Here is a 16906-nt window from a genome sequence, read left to right on the forward strand (position 1 = left end):
GCGAGGTCGTATCGAGTTCCTCGTCCGGCGCGCGTGGAGTCTACGGTTCGCGATCTCGGGTGAACACCCGCAGCGATTGTCAGTGTCGCGCCATGCCCTTCAGCCAACCGAGTAGTGCATAACGCCGGTCGGCCAGAATCTATCGGGTCTCCTCGGCTTTGGCCAGCGGCGGAGCGGCCTGATCAGGCGCCTGTCCGAGGGTATACAGGCCGAGAATGCCGAGAAAACCCGCACAGTGCTCGATGAGCATTTCAGTCGAGAGGTTCAGTTGTCCATCTATCCAGCGACGGAGTATCTCGAACAGGCCCCCGACACCGTAGGTAGCGGCGAGATCTGCGACTTGGAGCACATCGCTGGGTATATCGAGGTGCAAGCGGGCCTCTCTGAGCACCAGCTCCGCAAAATCGGTCATCAGATCGCTTCGCAGCTGCCGAAGGAGGGGTTCTGCGCCCGACTCGACAAACAGTATGCGGGCCATGCGGGGATCGTTCTCGATCACCTGAACCAGGGCCTTGATCGGAGCGTAAGCCAGTTCTTGAGGAGCAACCGTGTCGTCCGGAATGGCGCTGGTTATCACCGCTTGGAAGGTAGTGGAGATCTTGGCAAATACCGCACGCAAGAGCGCGTCTCGATCGCGAAACTGTTGGTAGAAGTACCGGCTCGTCACTCCTGATTTCGCACACACGGCGGTCACGGTGCACGCGGTAGCTCCGTGGGTGCCCATGATTGAGACCGCGGCATCAATCAACATCACGCGACGCTGTGCATCGCGTTGAGTTGCGGACAGCCCGCCATAGACACGTGCTGGACTCATGTCCTACAGTCTGGCAGTCTTATCTGACAAGGCATAAAGTCAGATCCAAACTTCGAGGAAGGACCTCAAATGTCGGACGATCAAGCCCCGACCCCGACCCGGGTGCTGCCAAAACCCAGGCGCGTTCGGTTTCCGATGCCGACCTCCACGAAGCGGCAACATTTTGTCGATGGCGACCTGGTGATGAGCCATTTCATCTCGGTGCTTTCTGCGACGTTCCCGGAAGGCGAGGATTTCTTCATCCGCTCGGTCAGGAACTTCCAGAGTTCCATCGACGATCCCCAACTAGAGACAGCGGTCAAGGGTTTCATCGGACAAGAGGCCACACATCGACACCAGCATCGTCTCCTAAACGAGCGACTCCAGGTCATGGGTTATCCGACCGCGCGAATCGACCGTCATGTCGGACGCTTGATCAAGCGATTGGAACGGCGCTTTTCGCCGGAAATGCGGCTGTCCATGACCTCCGCGTTGGAGCACTACACCGCTACGCTGGCAGAAATCATTCTTACCAGCGAAGACGCCCAGAAGCTCATCGGCCAGACAGAGGTTCGACCGATTCTGCTGTGGCATGCCTTCGAGGAGTCGGAGCACAAAGCGGTTGCCTTTGATGTCTATCGGCTGGTGGGAGCAACCGAGCGCACCCGTGTACGGGGCATGCGGATCGCTTCAGTAATTCTGTTCGGCGAGCTCATTCTGCAGACTGCCTTGTCTATGGCCGCTGATAGAGCCTCATATAACCCGGTCACCCTGGTGCGCAGTCTGTACCGCTTTAGTCGCACCCCGATGTTCACCGCCGATGCGCTGCGGCGTTTCCGTTCCTACAATCGCCCGGGTTTCCATCCTGATGATTGGGACAGCGCCGCGGTCCTGGAGCATTGGAGCAAAGAACTGTTCGACCAAGACGGTTCACAGCGAGTTATCGCTTCGTCGGGATAGCAAAGATGCGGAAGTGCGGCGACGCAGGAGCACCGTTCCTGCGTCGCTCCTTCCGAACAGGGTGCGACGCGTCGGTGACTCACGGATTCGGTGCTCGGTGGCCGGTGAAGGTGGCGGTCGGACCCGCAAATGCGGTTCGCAGCGATCGCCACGGGGCTGGCTGGCCTGTTGTGAGCCTCGATCAGTCGCTGATGACATAGCGTTGAGCCAGGGTTTCAGCAAGTCTGCTGGTGTGCGCGACCACTTCTTTCTCGGTCACCGCAAGCAAACCGGAGTGCCAGGCGGTGATGACTTCGACGAATCCCCCGACAGCGATCAGGGTGTCCATGCGAAGGGCTATCTCGTCGGCATCTTGTCGGAGGTGTGGCCGGCTTGCCTCAACGACCAACTGCGTTGCTTCCTGTAGCGCCACGGCGCGGCGGTCTTGTAGCGGTGAGCTACCGACATGCTGAGCGAGGAGGATGCGTGCCCGGCCGGGATCGCGTGCGATCCGGTCGACCACGATGGTGATCGCCGCGGTGATGGTTTCGATCGGCGGCCGATTCGCACGCTCGTTGAAGAGCGCGGCGACCTCGCCGAGCATGTCATTGCGGACGCCATCCCACGCAGCAACGAGCAGCTCATCGCGCGTCTTGAAGCCCTCGTAGAAGTATCGATCGTTCAGCCCTGTGCGGGCGCATACGCCGCGCATAGTGACCGCGGCCCAACCGCTCTCACTCCAAATCTCGGTTGCGGCCTCGATCAATTGCTGCCGTCGCTCGGCACGACGCTCGGCCCCGGTCCGACCACCCCAGCGCTTGTTTCTCGACCGCACCTCTCCATCTTGACAAGGTGCTCGTTCCACCACCAAACTGGTGGCATGCGACACCAATGGTGGCTGGTGCCCCCAGATGAGAGTTTCCCCACAGCAGACGTCCATGTCGCGACCCGAAAGGCAGACGGATGAGATTGCTGCCCTTCGGCGGCGCACCAGGCAGAACGCACCGCGCCGATGCAGTCGTCACGGGCGCAGGAAGCGGTATCGGCCGCGCATTCGCCGTGGAGCTTGCGCGCCGAGGTGGACGCGTGGTGTGCGCCGACAAAGATCCCGTCACTGCAAAAGAGTCGGCAGAGTTGGTGAGGCAGGCTGGCGGCGAGGGCTTCGACATCGAATGCGATGTCACCGATCTTGAGCAGGTCCGCAACCTCGCTGATGTGAGCGAAGACTGGTTCGAGAAGGCTGCGAGCCTCGTCATCAACAACGCCGGAATCGGTGCGGGCGGCAACCGCATCGGCGCGACGTCGATCGAGGACTGGAACGCGGCGATTTCTGTCAACCTCTGGGGCGTTATCTACGGCTGCGAGACTTTTGTGCCTCGGCTCCGCAGCAATGGGCATGGCGGAGTCATCAATGTGGCGTCGGCAGCGAGCTTTGGCTCGGCCCCTCGGATGGCGGCTTACAACGTGAGCAAGGCCGGGGTGCTCGCTCTGTCGGAGACATTGGCGGCCGAACTGAGCGGTACTGACATCAACGTCACAGTGCTTTGCCCCACCTTCGTGAAGACGAACATCGTCAACAATCCTCAAATCGACGAGGCGGCTGCAAGACTCGCGGCCAACCTGATGAAATGGACCGGCATTTCGCCACAGCACGTTGCTCGAACGACGTTGAACGCGCACGATCGCGGACAAATTTATGTAGTACCCCAACTCGATGCCAAAGTCTTGTGGCAACTCAAGAGAGCCCTACCCGGCCCCTTTACTCGCACGCTGGGCCTCGTGGAGCGCATGGCCTCATGGAACGATTCAGCCGAGTAGAGGAGCAGGGAAAATGGCTTTCGCATACAGTGACATGCTCGAGACAATCAAAAACAAGCAATGGGCTCTTGCCGATATCGATTGGAACGCCCCTGGCGCGGAACTGATCACCGATGAACAGCGTCCCAAACTCAAGCAATTCATGTCCGACGTGGTGTGGATTGAGCATGTTGGAGCACGTGCCTTCGCCGCGATGGCTCCAAAGGCGCCATTCGAAGCGCTCGGAGACATTTACCGTTACTTTCACGCCGAGGAGCAGCGTCACGCCAATGCCGAACTTGCCTTGATGCGTCGCTGGGGCATGCTCGAGGAAGGCGAGAAACCGGTCCCGAACAAGAATATTCGGCTGGTCATCGAATGGCTGGACCGTTATGCGGAAGCCCTGCCCCTGACCGTCATCGGGGCCGCGATTCCGGCACTGGAGACTGCGCTCGATGGAGCGCTGCTGAAGTTTCTCCTCGATGAGGTTGACGACCCTGTGTGCGGGGAGGTGTTCAACAAGGTCAACAGCGACGAATCAAGGCATCTCGCGGTTGGCTTCCAGGTCTTGAATGACCTGGGCGCCAGCCCGATGCGAATCCACGCCATTCAAACTGCGGGTGCTCTTGTCGACCCGCGCATTCTCACCGGCGCGTTGCTGTATATCCCGCTCCTGACGCGCATGTTGATGAATCTCAACGCTATGGGTCTGTCCGAGGAGAAGTTATACAACGCAGTGACGCGGTATGCCAATGTCGGCGATCGCAGTGAGCATACGCGGAGGGTGCCCGGCTATCACATCTTGAAGGCGCACATGTCGTCGTCCATCAAGCGGTCCCAGCCTCTGCACTTCGTGTCTCAGCGCCTTGGCAATGCGATCGATGTTTTCCCTGTTCAGATTTTCGGTCGGCCGCCATCCTGGACGGACGAACTGACCTACGAACCGGTTGCCAAATGACAGGCACCACGACGACGTTGATCGTCGGCGCCGGGTTCGCAGGTATCGGTGCGGCGATCAGACTGCTTCAAGAGGGCACGGATGACTTCGTCATCCTGGAACGGTCAGATCGCGTCGGAGGCACCTGGCGAGACAATACTTATCCCGGTGCGGCCTGCGATATTCCCTCGCTTCTCTACTCCTACTCGTTCGAGCCGAATCCGGGCTGGACTCGTACCTACTCGGGGAGCGCTGAGATCCTCGAATATATCGACGATATGGTCGACAAGTACGATCTTGCCCGGTTCATCCAGTTTGATACCGACGTGACTGCCTTGGAATTCGATGAGAGTGCCGGCATCTGGATGGCCGACACGGCAGATGGAAAGCGGTATCACACCCGGTCAGTTGTGATGGCCAGTGGACCACTTGCCAACGCCAGCTTTCCCGATATTCGGGGTATTGACTCGTACGGTGGAAAAAAGATCCACAGCGCTCGATGGGACCATGGCTACGATCTCGGCGGTAAGAGGGTTGCAGTCATCGGGACAGGCGCGAGCGCGGTTCAGATCATTCCCGAGCTCGTAAAGTCGGCTGCCTCGGTCAAAGTCTTCCAGAGAACGCCCGGCTGGGTGTTGCCCAGGGTGAACTTCAGGCATCCGGCCTGGGCGCGTTCGACCTTCACACACCTGCCGGTGAGCGAACAAGCGCTCCGCGACGCGTGGTTTTGGGCCCACGAAGTGATGGCAGTGGGTATGGTCTGGAACACCGCCGCGACGTCCGCGATACAGCTGGCGGCCAAGGCTCATCTCCGTCGGCAGGTGAAAGACTCCTGGTTGAGACGTCAGTTGACGCCCCATTTCAGGCCTGGATGCAAGCGCATGCTCATGACCAGTGATTATTACCCTGCGCTACAGGCGGATAACTGCAAGCTGATCAGCTGGCCGATCGCCACATTGTCACCCAACGGTGTTCGGACCGCCGACGGTGTCGAGCACGAAGTGGACTGTATCGTATTTGCCACTGGCTTCGATGTGGCCAAACGTGGCACCCCGTTCCCGATTAGCGGCCTCGGCGGTCGGAAGCTCGGCGATGAATGGTCTCAGGGGACATTTGCCTTCAAGAGCGTGAGCGTGGCCGGGTATCCGAACTTATTCTTCACTTTCGGACCGAATTCCGGGCCAGGCCACAACTCGGCGCTCGTATATATGGAGGCTGCAATTGACTATATAGTCAAGGCGATCAAGCTCCTTCAGCAAAATGACATCGGCACTTTGGATGTGAGGGAGGATCGTCAGGACCGCTATCACTCCGAAATTCAGCGCCGCCTTCGACGAACGACTTGGAATTCGGGGTGCAGCAGTTGGTATTTGACCGAGGACGGCTACAACGGCACGATGTACCCAGGTTTCGCGACCCAGTTTATGAGAGAACTATCCCGCTTGGATCCTCATGATTACGTGATAACCCGGCGCGACGATACACACGTCGAGCTGACGCAATCACTCTGAATACAAGTTTGCAGGGCTGACCGTCAGAACGGTGAAATACAGGAATGGATCGCAAGTCCGACCGTAATTACGAGATAATTATCATAGGAGCTGGATTTTCCGGCATCGGGTCTGGCATTAGCTTGATGAAGGCGGGATTTACCGACTTCTTGATGGTTGATGACGCCGATGGCGTAGGTGGTACGTGGCACTGGAACACCTACCCGGGTATCGCTGTCGATATACCGTCGTTCAGTTATCAATTCTCATACGAAATGCGGCCCTCTTGGTCGCGCACGTACGCCCACGGCAATGAGCTCAAAGCCTATGCCGAGCGATGTGTTGAAAAGTATCGGCTCTGGGACCATATTCGTTTCAACACAACCATTACCGAGGCTTGTTTCGACGAGAACGCAACACGGTGGCATTTGACCAGTGCCAATGGTGAGGAGTTCACGGCACGCTTCGTGATAAATTGCTCCGGCGTTCTCAGTCGGCCAAAGTGGCCTGAAATCAAGGGGGTGCGAGATTTCGCCGGCGTTACGCTCCACACGGCTAGATGGGACAATGCCAAAGATCTCAGCGGGAAGAGGGTTGCAGTAATCGGTACCGGTGCATCGGCGGTGCAACTGATACCCGAAGTCGCAAAGAAAGCAGAGAGTCTGACGGTATTTCAGCGAACTCCAATTTATTGTCTGCCGAAGCCAGACTTCCCCATACCGACGTGGGGTGGAAGGCTTCTACATTTCCTGCCGGGGGCACAATTGGCGACCCGGACCGCCAGCCAGGCGTTCGTGGAAATCACTTTCCCAATCGCCGCTCACTTTCATACGGTGATACCGTTCGCCGATGTCATGGAGAGCGCCGCAAAGCGGTACATGCGGCGTGAGGTCCATGACCCGACGACGAGAGAACAACTCATTCCGCGCTACTCGTTGGGCTGTAAACGACCCAGCTTCCACAATTCCTATCTCGCAACGTACAACCGGTCCAACGTTTCGCTCGAGACGAGCGGCATAACCCATATCGACCATGCATCCGTCCATACTCGAGACGGCAAAGCTCATCCCATTGACGTCTTGATCCTGGCCACCGGCTTCAAAGTGATGGAGTCGGGCAACATGCCAACTTACGTATTGAAGGGACGCGGCGGGCTGGAGCAGGCTACATGGTGGGACGAGCATCGACTGCAGGCCTTCGAAGGGGTGAGCGTCCCGGGATTTCCGAATCATTTCAACATCTTCGGCCCGTACGGCTACAACGGTTCCTCGTACTTCACGCTCATCGAGGCGCAGAGTCGGCACATCGTCCGGTGTCTTCGTCGCGCGCGGGCGCTGGGTGCTAACTGCGTGGAGGTCAAGAAGGAGGCGAACGACCGTTATTTCGCCGAAGTGCTAAGGCGGCGTCACAGACAGGTTTTCTGGCAGCCGAGCTGTTCCAATGCCAACAGCTACTACTTCGACAGGCACGGTGACGTTCCACTCCGTCCATCAACGACTCTGGAGACCTATTGGCGGAGCCGCACCTTTCGCCTCTCGGACTACCGATTCGAGAATCGGCCCGAAGAGGTGTGTCCCCGGTGACCAGAATGGATGCCCCTGACTGGCAGCCCAGTCTTGCCAGTCATCTCGTCGCGATGTCCTCGCGAACCACGCTGCGGCCACTGGCGCAGCTGATGCCATCAAACGCCTACGGACTTGCGGTGATGGATCGCGTGCTTCGAACAGCGCTCGTAGCCTCACGGCCTCGGCGCGGCGTCACAGTGCGCAAGGTTGACACTGTATTCGCCGGAGGCCCGGTTCGTGGGGACTGGATCACCACGCCTGCCATTAATCCGCATGCCAACCCTTTGCTGTACATCCACGGCGGCGCCTATTCTATGTGCTCGCCGGAGACGCACCGCGGTCTTCTTGGTGAACTCGCCTCGGCGAGCGGGCGCCCCATCTTCGCAGTGAAGTATCGTCTTGCCCCGCGGTATCCCTATCCCGCAGCCGCGGACGATGCGCTGAATGCGTATCGCTGGCTTACCAGCGGAGGGTCCCCGGGTTCTTGTCAGCGCACCGTCGCGGTTGCCGGCGATTCAGCGGGCGGTCAGCTCACGATGGCCACGGCCTTGGGCGCACGTGCAGTTGGATTGCCGCTCCCTGATGCGATGCTGCTGATGTCTCCCGTCCTGGATCTCAGGTGCGAACTTGCCAGAGCGCGTGAAATTCGCCGCCGGGATCCTTTTGCCTCCGCTCAATCAGCGGCGCGCGCTCTTGACCTCTACGTAGGTGGCGCAGATCGCGGAGATCCGCGCCTCAGCGTGCTTGACGCGGACCTCACCTCGATGCCGCCGATCCTCATTCAGGTGGGCGGGAGAGAAATGTTGATCGATGACTCGCGCCGTCTCGCCGAGCGACTTCAATCAGCTGGATCCCACGTCGAGATCCAGGTATACCGGGGACAGATCCATGTATTCCAGGCTATGTTCCGGATTCTTCCCGAAGCCCGAGACGCGATTCATCGAGCGGGACGCTTCCTTGAAGCCTCGGAAGTCAGGTGAAAGTGTCCGAACAGGCAATGCTCCTACACCTACACCACCTCGACCGCCGCAGCGTGAAGTCAGTCGTCTCTGCCTCATGAGCAGCAACTTCGCGACGGCCTGTCGCGCATACGATCCGTCGATCGTGATCATCGGGGCCGGCTTCGCCGGGGTTGCGATGGCCCACCGGCTGAAGAAGGACGGGTTCACGAACTTCACGATCCTGGAAAAGGCTGCAGACATCGGGGGTGTTTGGCGTGACAACACCTATCCGGGAGCGGCCTGCGACGTGCCGTCAGCGTTGTACTCACTCTCGTACAAGCCCAATCCTCGTTGGTCACGGCGATATGCCGAGCAACCCGAGATACTCAAGTACCTCCAACAACTCGTGGAGAGTGGCGGACTGGCCGCGCATCTGCGTACCCAGACCGAAGTTGTCGCAATGACCTTCGATGACCAGCTAGGGCGTTGGACCCTGGTTACGAACTCGAACGAGACAATAACCTGCGATGTCGTCGTCTCGGCCGTGGGTCAGCTCTCCTTGCCCCACGTACCCGTTATTGCCGACGCAGACACCTTCCAGGGGCCGCGCTTTCATTCGGCGCGTTGGGACCGATCGGTTTCGCTTCGCGGCAAGCAAGTAGCCGTCATCGGCACAGGAGCTAGTGCCATCCAATTCGTGCCACACATCGCCCAGGAGGCGGAGCATGTCACGCTATATCAGCGCACGGCTCCGTGGATCTTGCCGAAGTGGGACAGCAGGTATGGAGTCCTTCACGACAGGGTGAGCGAGTTATTGCCGATGGCGCTGCGCCTCGAGCGTTTCGCGGTATGGCTAATTTTCGAGTTGCTCGCTGTGACGCTAGTCGACGCGAAGCCCCTCTCACGCGTCCTCGGTGCGATCGCGCGCCGCCACCTACATCGGCAGGTTGCTAGCCCATCTTTGCGCGAGCAATTGATGCCTTCGGACGCGCCAGGGTGCAAGCGAGTGCTGTTCTCGAATGATTACTATCCAGCAATCGCGAGTGATCGCGTGTCGTTGGTGCCGAAGGCTATCGCAGAGCTCTGCGACAACGGTGTCAAGACCGTGGATGGAGAGTTTCGTCCTGCAGATGTCGTGATCTACGGAACCGGGTTTCGCGCCACCGATTTTCTCGCCCCGATGTCCGTGCGCGGCTCTCGCGGAGTCTCCTTGGCCGAGGTGTGGAAGACCCAGGCGTACGCATATCTGGGCATCACTGTCCCCATGTTCCCGAACCTGTTCCTGCTTTATGGTCCCAACACGAATGTGGGCTCGGGGTCGATCCTCTACATGATCGAGTCACAAGTCCGTCACATCGCAACGCTCATCAAAGCCGTGGCTGCTCATCCGGGTCATGCGATCGATGTCAGGACGGAGAGCGCGCAACGCTACAACACGCGCTTGAGAAGGCGACTACGGAGGTCGGTGTGGGCGCTGTGTGCGAGCTGGTATCGAACCTCGAGCGGGGAAATCCCGACGAACTGGCCGGGGCCTACCTTGGTTTATCGACTCCTTACCCGGAAGCCGCACAGCGGCGATTACGTCTTGAGAAACGTCGGGCGTCTAAAGGTCTGAGACCCTGCAGAACCGAGCCTGGCCGACTAAGGGCACGAGACGCGCACTTAACCGCTAGGCCAATAATGTCTAGATATTGACATCAATGGCATCTTTGTAAAGACTGGTGGACGCCGTCAAAGCGGCCCAGCGTCCAGGAGGAACCATGACGAATCACCTTCTCGCACCTGCGCACCACGTGAAGGAGCGGTTGTCCTCTGTGATCATGGTCCCCGCGCCTCACGCCGTCGACGACAGATGGCGTCGATGGAGCCGGGACTGGCCGGTTCGTGAACTGGCACCGGCACCCGCGGGCAGTGGATTGAAAGCCGTCCGGGGGGATGCCGGACTGCCCTTCGTAGGTCACACGCTCGACTACATCCGATTCGGCTCGGATTTCAGTCGAGAGCGCTACGACCGTCTGGGTTCGGTGTCGTGGATGGGCGCGTTCGGCACCAAGATGGTGGTCATCGCCGGCCCTGACGCCACTCGAGAGGCGTTCACGAGCGAAGCGAAAGCATTCTCTCAGGATGGCTGGTCCTTCCTGATCGACGCCTTCTTCCATCGCGGTTTGATGCTCATGAGCTTCGACGAGCACTTGATGCACCGGCGCATCATGCAGGAGGCGTTTACGCGTCCGCGCCTGACCGGATACGTCGAACAGGTAACGCCATGCGTTCGCTCGGCAGTGCCTGCGTGGCCGGTGGGCCCGTCGGTTCGAATCTACCCACTGTTGAAGGAACTCACCCTCGACATCGCTACCGACGTCTTCATGGGCGGCCGCGGCAAGGACGAGAGCGATGCTGTCAACAAGGCGTTCGTCGCTACGGTCCGGGCGGCGAGTTCCCTTGTGCGTGCTCCGCTTCCGGGAACCAGATTCCGCGCTGGTGTGCAAGGGCGGCGCGTTTTGGAGGACTACTTCTTCCGGCATCTGCCGGCCGCGCGAGCCGGTGAAACGGAGGATCTGTTCGCTGCTCTCTGTCAAGCCACGACCGAAGACGGGGAGCGGTTTTCCGACGAGGATGTGGTGAATCACATGATCTTCTTGATGATGGCGGCCCACGACACCTCGACGATCACCACCACAGCGGTCACCTATTTCCTTGCCAAGTATCCGCAGTGGCAGGAGGCTGCGGCTGCGGAAGCCGCGGCCATCGGTGACGGGTTGCCGGACATCGAGGCCCTGGAGAAGATGACGGTCATCGACCTCGTGATCAAGGAAGCGCTCAGACTGCTTGCACCTGTTCCGCTGGTGATGCGCAAGACGGTTCGAGATGTCGCCATCGATGGATATCACATCCCCTCGAACACGTTATGCGCTATAACGCCTGCCGTGAATCACTTCGATCGAACGATCTGGAGTGATCCGGAGCGGTTCGATCCCTCACGTTTCGACGAGCCTCGGCGCGAAGACCAACACCACCGATTCGCCTGGGTTCCGTTCGGAGGTGGAGCGCACAAGTGCATCGGCATGCAATTCGGGACGCTCGAAGTCAAAGCAATCCTGCACAGGATGCTGCGTTCGTTCACTTGGAAGGTTCCGGAGAACTATCACGTCCGATGGGACAACACCTCGCTGCCCATTCCGGTGGACGGACTTCCGTTGGAGATGAAGCGCCGATGACCGTCGACCACAGCCCCTACCTCGAACCCACGGAGTTTCTTGACTGGCAACAAGATTCGGTACGTGACTTCGTGTCATCGGCGATCCGTGGTGCCTGCGGCGACACCGAGAAGGCCATCGCCATCTTCACCGCGGTCCGTGACTCCATTTGGTACGACCCCTACACGGTGACCGACAACCCGCACGCGTATCGCGCCAGCACCGTCGCGACCGCAGAACGGGCCTACTGCGTCCCGAAGGCCGTGCTCTTGACTGCAGCGTGCCGAGCGGCGGGAATCCCGGCGCGGCTGGGGTTCGCCGACGTCCGAAACCACCTCCAGACCAAGGCATTGCGCGAGCGGATGGGTGGTAGCGACGTTTTCGTCTACCACGGCTACAGTCTCATGTTCCTCAACGGTGCGTGGGTAAAGGCCACCCCGGCGTTCAATCGCGAGCTGTGCGCACGCTTCGGTGTCTCGCCGATCGAATTCGACGGCCGTAGCGACGCGCTACTCCATGGTTTCACCGCTGACGGCACCCAGCACATGGAGTATCTGCGCGACCGGGGAGCCTACGACGATCTACCCCTAGCAGACATCCTGCAAGCACTGAGAACGCATTACGGCACATTCATCGATCAGCCGAACAGCCGTCCCGACCTCTTCGCCTGAAAGGGCACTACACGATGCAAAGCACAATGCAAAATGTTCCGCTCACGGTGTCGGCGATCGTCCAGCATGCGGCAGCCATACACGGTGACAGCGAGGTCGTCACTCCGACCGGAAATGGATATCGGAGAACGCCTTACCGCATTGTGCTGGCGCGAGTGGCTCGCCTTGCCAATGCGCTGCGCAGTCTTGGCGTCACGGCAGACCAACGCGTGGCCACCTTCCAGTGGAGCAACCAGGAACATCTGGAGGCCTACTGTGCGATTCCCTCCATGGGCGCGGTCCTGCACACGCTCAACATTCGTTTGGCCCCAGAGCAACTGGCGTACATCGCCAATCACGCGAGCGATCAGATCGTCCTAGTCGACGCTTCGGTTGCCCCGTTGTTGGCGCGCGCGCTCCCAGCGATGGCGTCGGTGCACACCGTCATCGTCACCGGAGAGGGCGACCTTGCCCCGCTCCAGGGATGCGGGAAGACCGTTCTGCGTTACGAGGAAGTGCTTGCCGGCCAAGAAGAATCATTTGACTGGCCTGAGCTCGACGAGCTGTCCGCCGCGGCCATGTGTTATACGAGCGGTACCACCGGAGATCCCAAAGGCGTCGTCTACAGCCACCGTTCGACGTACCTTCACTCCCTGACCGCCTGCACAGCTAACGCTTTGTCAGTCAGCGAGGCCGACCGTGTGCTGGCCATCGTCCCAATGTTTCACGCCAATGCGTGGGGGCTTATTTACGCAGCGTTGATGTCCGGTGCGGATCTGGTACTGCCTGACCGGTATCTCCAAGCCGAACCGTTGGTGTCGATCATCGAAGACACCAGACCGACCTTGGCCGGTGCAGTGCCGACGATCTGGAACGATGTCGACCGATATCTGGATTCGCACCCTGAGCGGGACATTTCTTCGTTACGGCTGGTCGCGTGCGGGGGGTCTGCTGTTCCGCTTTCGTTGATGCGGGCATTCGAAGAGAAGTACGACGTGCCCATTGTGCAGGCCTGGGGTATGACCGAAACCTCTCCGTTGGCGACCGTTGCACGTCCGGCTCACAGAGCCGACGCGACGCGGCGCTGGGAGCTGCGCGCATCCCAGGGCCGACCGATCTGCGGTGTCGAAATCCGGTTGCGGGACGACGACGGGAAAGACGTGCCGTGGGACGGGCAATCAGTTGGGGAGATCCAGGCGCGCGGTCCCTGGATCACCGGGTCCTATTTCGGAAACAACGATACGGAGAAGTTCGACGAAGGATGGCTGCGTACCGGTGATGTGGGCAAGATCGACGCCGAGGGCTATCTGACACTGACCGACCGCTCGAAAGACGTCATCAAGTCAGGTGGCGAATGGATCTCCTCGGTGGAGCTGGAAAACACGCTGATCGGCCACCCTGCCGTGTACGAAGCGGCGGTAGTCGGCGTCGCGGACGATAAATGGCAGGAAAGGCCGTTGGCGCTTGTCGTCGTCCACCCCGGAACCGACGTTGACATTGACCAACTCCGATCGTTCCTTGCGGACAAAGTCGCCAAATGGTGGATTCCCGAGCGATGGAGCTTCGTGTCCGATATTCCGAGGACGAGCGTCGGAAAGTACGACAAAAAGGTCATCCGTGCGCGCCACTCTGCCGGCGAATACCTCATCGAAATCGAAACGTCATAACGTCAAATCCCTGGAATTCCAACAGTCGGAAGGTAATCATGTCCTCACCAATCTCTCCCTGGATGAATGCCGAATTACTCGAGCTTCGTGACCTCGCTGCGAAGTTCTTCTCGGCCGAATTGGCGCCGCATGCGAACCGCTTTGCAGACCAGCACCACGTCGACCGAGAACTGTGGAACCGAGCAGGCGAGCTGGGCCTGCTCTGCATGTCTATACCTGAGGAATACGGCGGAGGCGGTGGCACTTTCGCGCACGAAGCGGTCGTGCTTGAAGAGCAGGCCCGCATAGGTGACAGCTCATGGGGCGCGGGACTGCACAGCGGAATCGTCGCCCACTACATCCTGCAGTACGCGACTGAAGAGCTGCGCGCGCAGTGGCTTCCCAAGATGGCGTCCGGTGAAATGATCGGGGCGATCGCCATGACAGAACCGGGGACCGGGTCCGATCTGCAGAGCGTCAAGACAAAAGCCCTCCTGGACGGTGACGAGTACGTGATCACCGGCTCCAAGACTTTCATCACCAACGGCCAACAGGCCGACCTCATCATCGTTGTTGCCAAGACAGATCCGAGCCAGGGCGCTGCGGGCATCTCTTTGATCGTTGTCGAGGCTGACCGGGCGGGATTCCGGCGCGGCAAGGTTCTCGACAAAATCGGCCAGCGCGGCCAGGACACCTCCGAGTTGTTCTTCGATGAAGTGAGAGTTCCGCGCTCGCATCTACTGGGCCAGTCTGAGGGACAGGGCTTCATTCAGCTGATGACGCAGCTGCCACAAGAGCGACTCATCGTCGCGGTGGGGGCTGTCGCAGCGATGGAACTTGCCCTGGAGCAGACGCTCAAGTACACGCGTGAGCGGGAGGCGTTCGGTCGGCCTGTCTTTGGCTTTCAGAACACCAAGTTCACGCTGGCTGAAGCCGCGACAGAAACGCGCATCGCACGAGTGTTCCTCGACTACTGCATCGACCTGCACCTTGCGGGTCAACTCGACGTGCAGACCGTCGCCATGGCGAAGTGGTGGACCACTGAGCGAGCGATGAAGGTACTCGATGACTGTATGCAGCTTCACGGCGGATATGGCTACATGACCGAGTACCCCATCTCGAGGTTGTGGGTGGATCAGCGCGTGCAAAAAATCTATGCCGGCACGAACGAGGTGATGAAGGAAATCATCTCGCGTTCCCTATGACTCAGAGGAGTTGCCGCCCGCACGTTAGTCATCTAGAGGAGGAGGACTGATGGCATCGATGGTGGTGCCGTATCGCCACGACATGGGCGGCCACTGCGGATCGGGGGCTCTTCGGGATTTGACCGAATGGGCCGGGATCCGTTGGGGTGATGACACCCCGGACGAAGGCATCGTGTTTGCTCTCGGCGGGGCCCTCGACTTCTCGTATGTTCGCTCGGCCCACCTACGTCCACCGATCTACCTCGTTGGACGCAGCGCGGACCTCGAAGACGAATACTTGACCCGGTTGGGCGCGCGCTTCGAGTGTCGTTCGACAGACGACCCCGATCTCGGGTGGAAATGGGTGACCGAACAGATCGATGCCGGTACGCCGGTCATGGTGTGGACTGACATCGCCGAATTGCCCTATCTGAGAACGCGTCTGAGTATGAGCCGGCACGATGTCGTGATCGTAGGGTACGACGACGACGAGGAACTCGCCTTCGTGGTCGATAACGATCGCGATACACCTCAAGCCGTGCCTTACGAGAATCTACGGAAGGCGCGGGCATCGACGGGATTTCCCGTCCCCACGCGGCACACCACCTACGTAGTCGAGTGGCCCGGCGCGGCACCAGATCTCGGCAATGCTGCCCGGTCGGCCTTCCGTAGGTCCGCGGACGCGATGCAGGGTTCGTGTGTGAGCGCGCCGATCACCGAGGACTCCGATTGTGAAATTCAGGTGCGTGGGCTACCAGGGGTATCGACTTTTGTGGAGGATCTCAAGCGGTGGCCGAAGATCTTTGACGACGACACCCTCGACGGAGCCTTGTTTGCGCTGAGCGCCTTCATCGAAAAAGCCGGAACCGGAGGCGGTCTGTTCCGAGATCTGCAAGCACGTGGATGTCGGCGCGTCGCTGAAGAGTTGAGTTTCGAACCTGCGTTTAAAGCAGCGGAGGCTGCAAAGACCGCATCTGAGTTGTGGACCGCGGTTGCGCACGCCGCTTATGACCGCGGTGCAGATCCGCACCGAAGAGCGAGCGGCGCCGCGTCCGTGGCTGCGCAATTGCCGACAGCCGAACGTCGACTCGCGGAGGCGCTGAGGGAGGCAGGAGATCTACTCCTATGAGTTCTGATTGCTTCGGAGCAAGCCGAACTGGTTGCGACCCAGCAGATTTATTTGAGCGCTTTGAATTGTGTCATAGGAAGGGAGAATCACGATGGCTGTCTTCGCTGATGCGGAAGAGGTTTACCGCTACCTCGCCGGCATCTTTCGACGAGGTTTGGAGAACGAAGACCTTGCGAACAGACTTGCCGGGTCCGGGGTGGTGTTACGGATCCACTACACCGATCCGGATGCGGTAGTAACCGTGGATATGCCGGAGAAGGTCGTAGAGACCGGCGCGGACAGTGGCGTTACACCGAATGTCGAATTGTTCATGTCCGCGGATACCGGCAACAGGTTCTGGTTGGGGAAGGTGAACTTGACCATGGCGATGGCGAAAGGAACTGTACGAGCGAAAGGTCCTGTCACCAAACTGATCAAGCTCATACCGCAGGCAAAGAACCTCTTTCCGGAATACCGGGCAATCCTTGAGGCCGACAAGCGTCACGACCTGCTCAATGTGTGATGTCGGTGCGGTACCGCGCCCGGGCCCGGGTGAGCGGCGCGGGCCTCTGGGCGATGTGCCCGGAGATCATCCAGGACAGTTCGCGCGACCACCGTGCGCGGTCGGGATAACTACTCGAGAAGCGTAATTCGATAGA

At 59.6% G+C, this 16906-nt stretch carries 15 protein-coding genes; 13 read left to right on the forward strand and 2 right to left on the reverse strand.

Annotated elements, in window-relative coordinates; genetic code table 11:
- Positions 1 to 139: 139 nt before the first annotated feature.
- On the reverse strand, positions 140 to 814 hold the full coding sequence (locus AC5Y5Z_RS01860; RefSeq protein ID WP_011560584.1) for a TetR/AcrR family transcriptional regulator: 675 nt from the start codon (positions 812 to 814) through the stop codon (positions 140 to 142).
- Positions 815 to 883: 69 nt separating this feature from the next.
- Here AC5Y5Z_RS01860 and AC5Y5Z_RS01865 point away from each other — a divergent pair, with 69 nt between their 5' ends.
- The gene (locus AC5Y5Z_RS01865) at positions 884 to 1753 is read left to right on the forward strand and encodes a metal-dependent hydrolase (RefSeq protein WP_011560583.1); all 870 of its coding nucleotides are present in this window, start codon (positions 884 to 886) and stop codon (positions 1751 to 1753) included.
- Positions 1754 to 1934: 181 nt separating this feature from the next.
- Here AC5Y5Z_RS01865 and AC5Y5Z_RS01870 read toward each other — a convergent pair whose 3' ends face one another.
- On the reverse strand, positions 1935 to 2567 hold the full coding sequence (locus AC5Y5Z_RS01870) for a TetR/AcrR family transcriptional regulator (protein WP_005086596.1): 633 nt from the start codon (positions 2565 to 2567) through the stop codon (positions 1935 to 1937).
- A 128-nt stretch (positions 2568 to 2695) separates the two neighbouring features.
- Between AC5Y5Z_RS01870 and AC5Y5Z_RS01875 the strand changes: the two genes are divergently transcribed.
- The 12 genes from AC5Y5Z_RS01875 to AC5Y5Z_RS01930 all read left to right on the forward strand — a co-directional run bounded on the left by AC5Y5Z_RS01875 (position 2696) and on the right by AC5Y5Z_RS01930 (position 16770).
- Complete coding sequence (locus AC5Y5Z_RS01875; protein WP_011560581.1) at positions 2696 to 3550, forward strand: SDR family NAD(P)-dependent oxidoreductase; 855 nt, start codon at positions 2696 to 2698, stop codon at positions 3548 to 3550.
- A 13-nt stretch (positions 3551 to 3563) separates the two neighbouring features.
- On the forward strand, positions 3564 to 4487 hold the full coding sequence (locus tag AC5Y5Z_RS01880; RefSeq protein WP_005086594.1) for a hypothetical protein: 924 nt from the start codon (positions 3564 to 3566) through the stop codon (positions 4485 to 4487).
- Positions 4484 to 5977 (forward strand): flavin-containing monooxygenase, encoded by a 1494-nt coding sequence (locus AC5Y5Z_RS01885; RefSeq protein ID WP_011560580.1) that lies wholly within the window; start codon positions 4484 to 4486, stop codon positions 5975 to 5977. Before AC5Y5Z_RS01880 ends, AC5Y5Z_RS01885 begins: the two co-directional genes overlap by 4 nt.
- A gap of 44 nt (positions 5978 to 6021) precedes the next feature.
- The gene (locus tag AC5Y5Z_RS01890; RefSeq protein ID WP_011560579.1) at positions 6022 to 7539 is read left to right on the forward strand and encodes a flavin-containing monooxygenase; all 1518 of its coding nucleotides are present in this window, start codon (positions 6022 to 6024) and stop codon (positions 7537 to 7539) included.
- Positions 7536 to 8501 (forward strand): alpha/beta hydrolase, encoded by a 966-nt coding sequence (locus AC5Y5Z_RS01895; protein WP_012296509.1) that lies wholly within the window; start codon positions 7536 to 7538, stop codon positions 8499 to 8501. Before AC5Y5Z_RS01890 ends, AC5Y5Z_RS01895 begins: the two co-directional genes overlap by 4 nt.
- Positions 8502 to 8577: 76 nt before the next feature.
- On the forward strand, positions 8578 to 10077 hold the full coding sequence (locus tag AC5Y5Z_RS01900; RefSeq protein ID WP_017205328.1) for a flavin-containing monooxygenase: 1500 nt from the start codon (positions 8578 to 8580) through the stop codon (positions 10075 to 10077).
- Positions 10078 to 10222: 145 nt separating this feature from the next.
- Positions 10223 to 11680 (forward strand): cytochrome P450, encoded by a 1458-nt coding sequence (locus AC5Y5Z_RS01905; RefSeq protein WP_011560575.1) that lies wholly within the window; start codon positions 10223 to 10225, stop codon positions 11678 to 11680.
- Entirely contained in the window at positions 11677 to 12330 is a 654-nt protein-coding gene (locus tag AC5Y5Z_RS01910; RefSeq protein ID WP_011560574.1) for a transglutaminase-like domain-containing protein, read from the forward strand. Before AC5Y5Z_RS01905 ends, AC5Y5Z_RS01910 begins: the two co-directional genes overlap by 4 nt.
- Before the next feature lie 26 nt (positions 12331 to 12356).
- Positions 12357 to 13976 carry a fatty acid--CoA ligase gene (locus AC5Y5Z_RS01915; RefSeq protein ID WP_017205326.1) on the forward strand — a complete coding sequence of 540 codons (1620 nt, stop codon included), beginning with the start codon at positions 12357 to 12359 and terminating at the stop codon, positions 13974 to 13976.
- Positions 13977 to 14014: 38 nt separating this feature from the next.
- The gene (locus tag AC5Y5Z_RS01920) at positions 14015 to 15160 is read left to right on the forward strand and encodes an acyl-CoA dehydrogenase family protein (RefSeq protein ID WP_005086582.1); all 1146 of its coding nucleotides are present in this window, start codon (positions 14015 to 14017) and stop codon (positions 15158 to 15160) included.
- 49 nt (positions 15161 to 15209) lie between these two features.
- Complete coding sequence (locus tag AC5Y5Z_RS01925; RefSeq protein WP_005086581.1) at positions 15210 to 16268, forward strand: BtrH N-terminal domain-containing protein; 1059 nt, start codon at positions 15210 to 15212, stop codon at positions 16266 to 16268.
- 91 nt (positions 16269 to 16359) lie between these two features.
- Positions 16360 to 16770: an SCP2 sterol-binding domain-containing protein gene (locus AC5Y5Z_RS01930; RefSeq protein WP_005110592.1), complete on the forward strand. Its 411-nt coding sequence runs from the start codon at positions 16360 to 16362 to the stop codon at positions 16768 to 16770.
- Positions 16771 to 16906 lie beyond the last annotated feature (136 nt).

The organism is Mycobacterium sp. NGS29 (assembly GCF_059812965.1).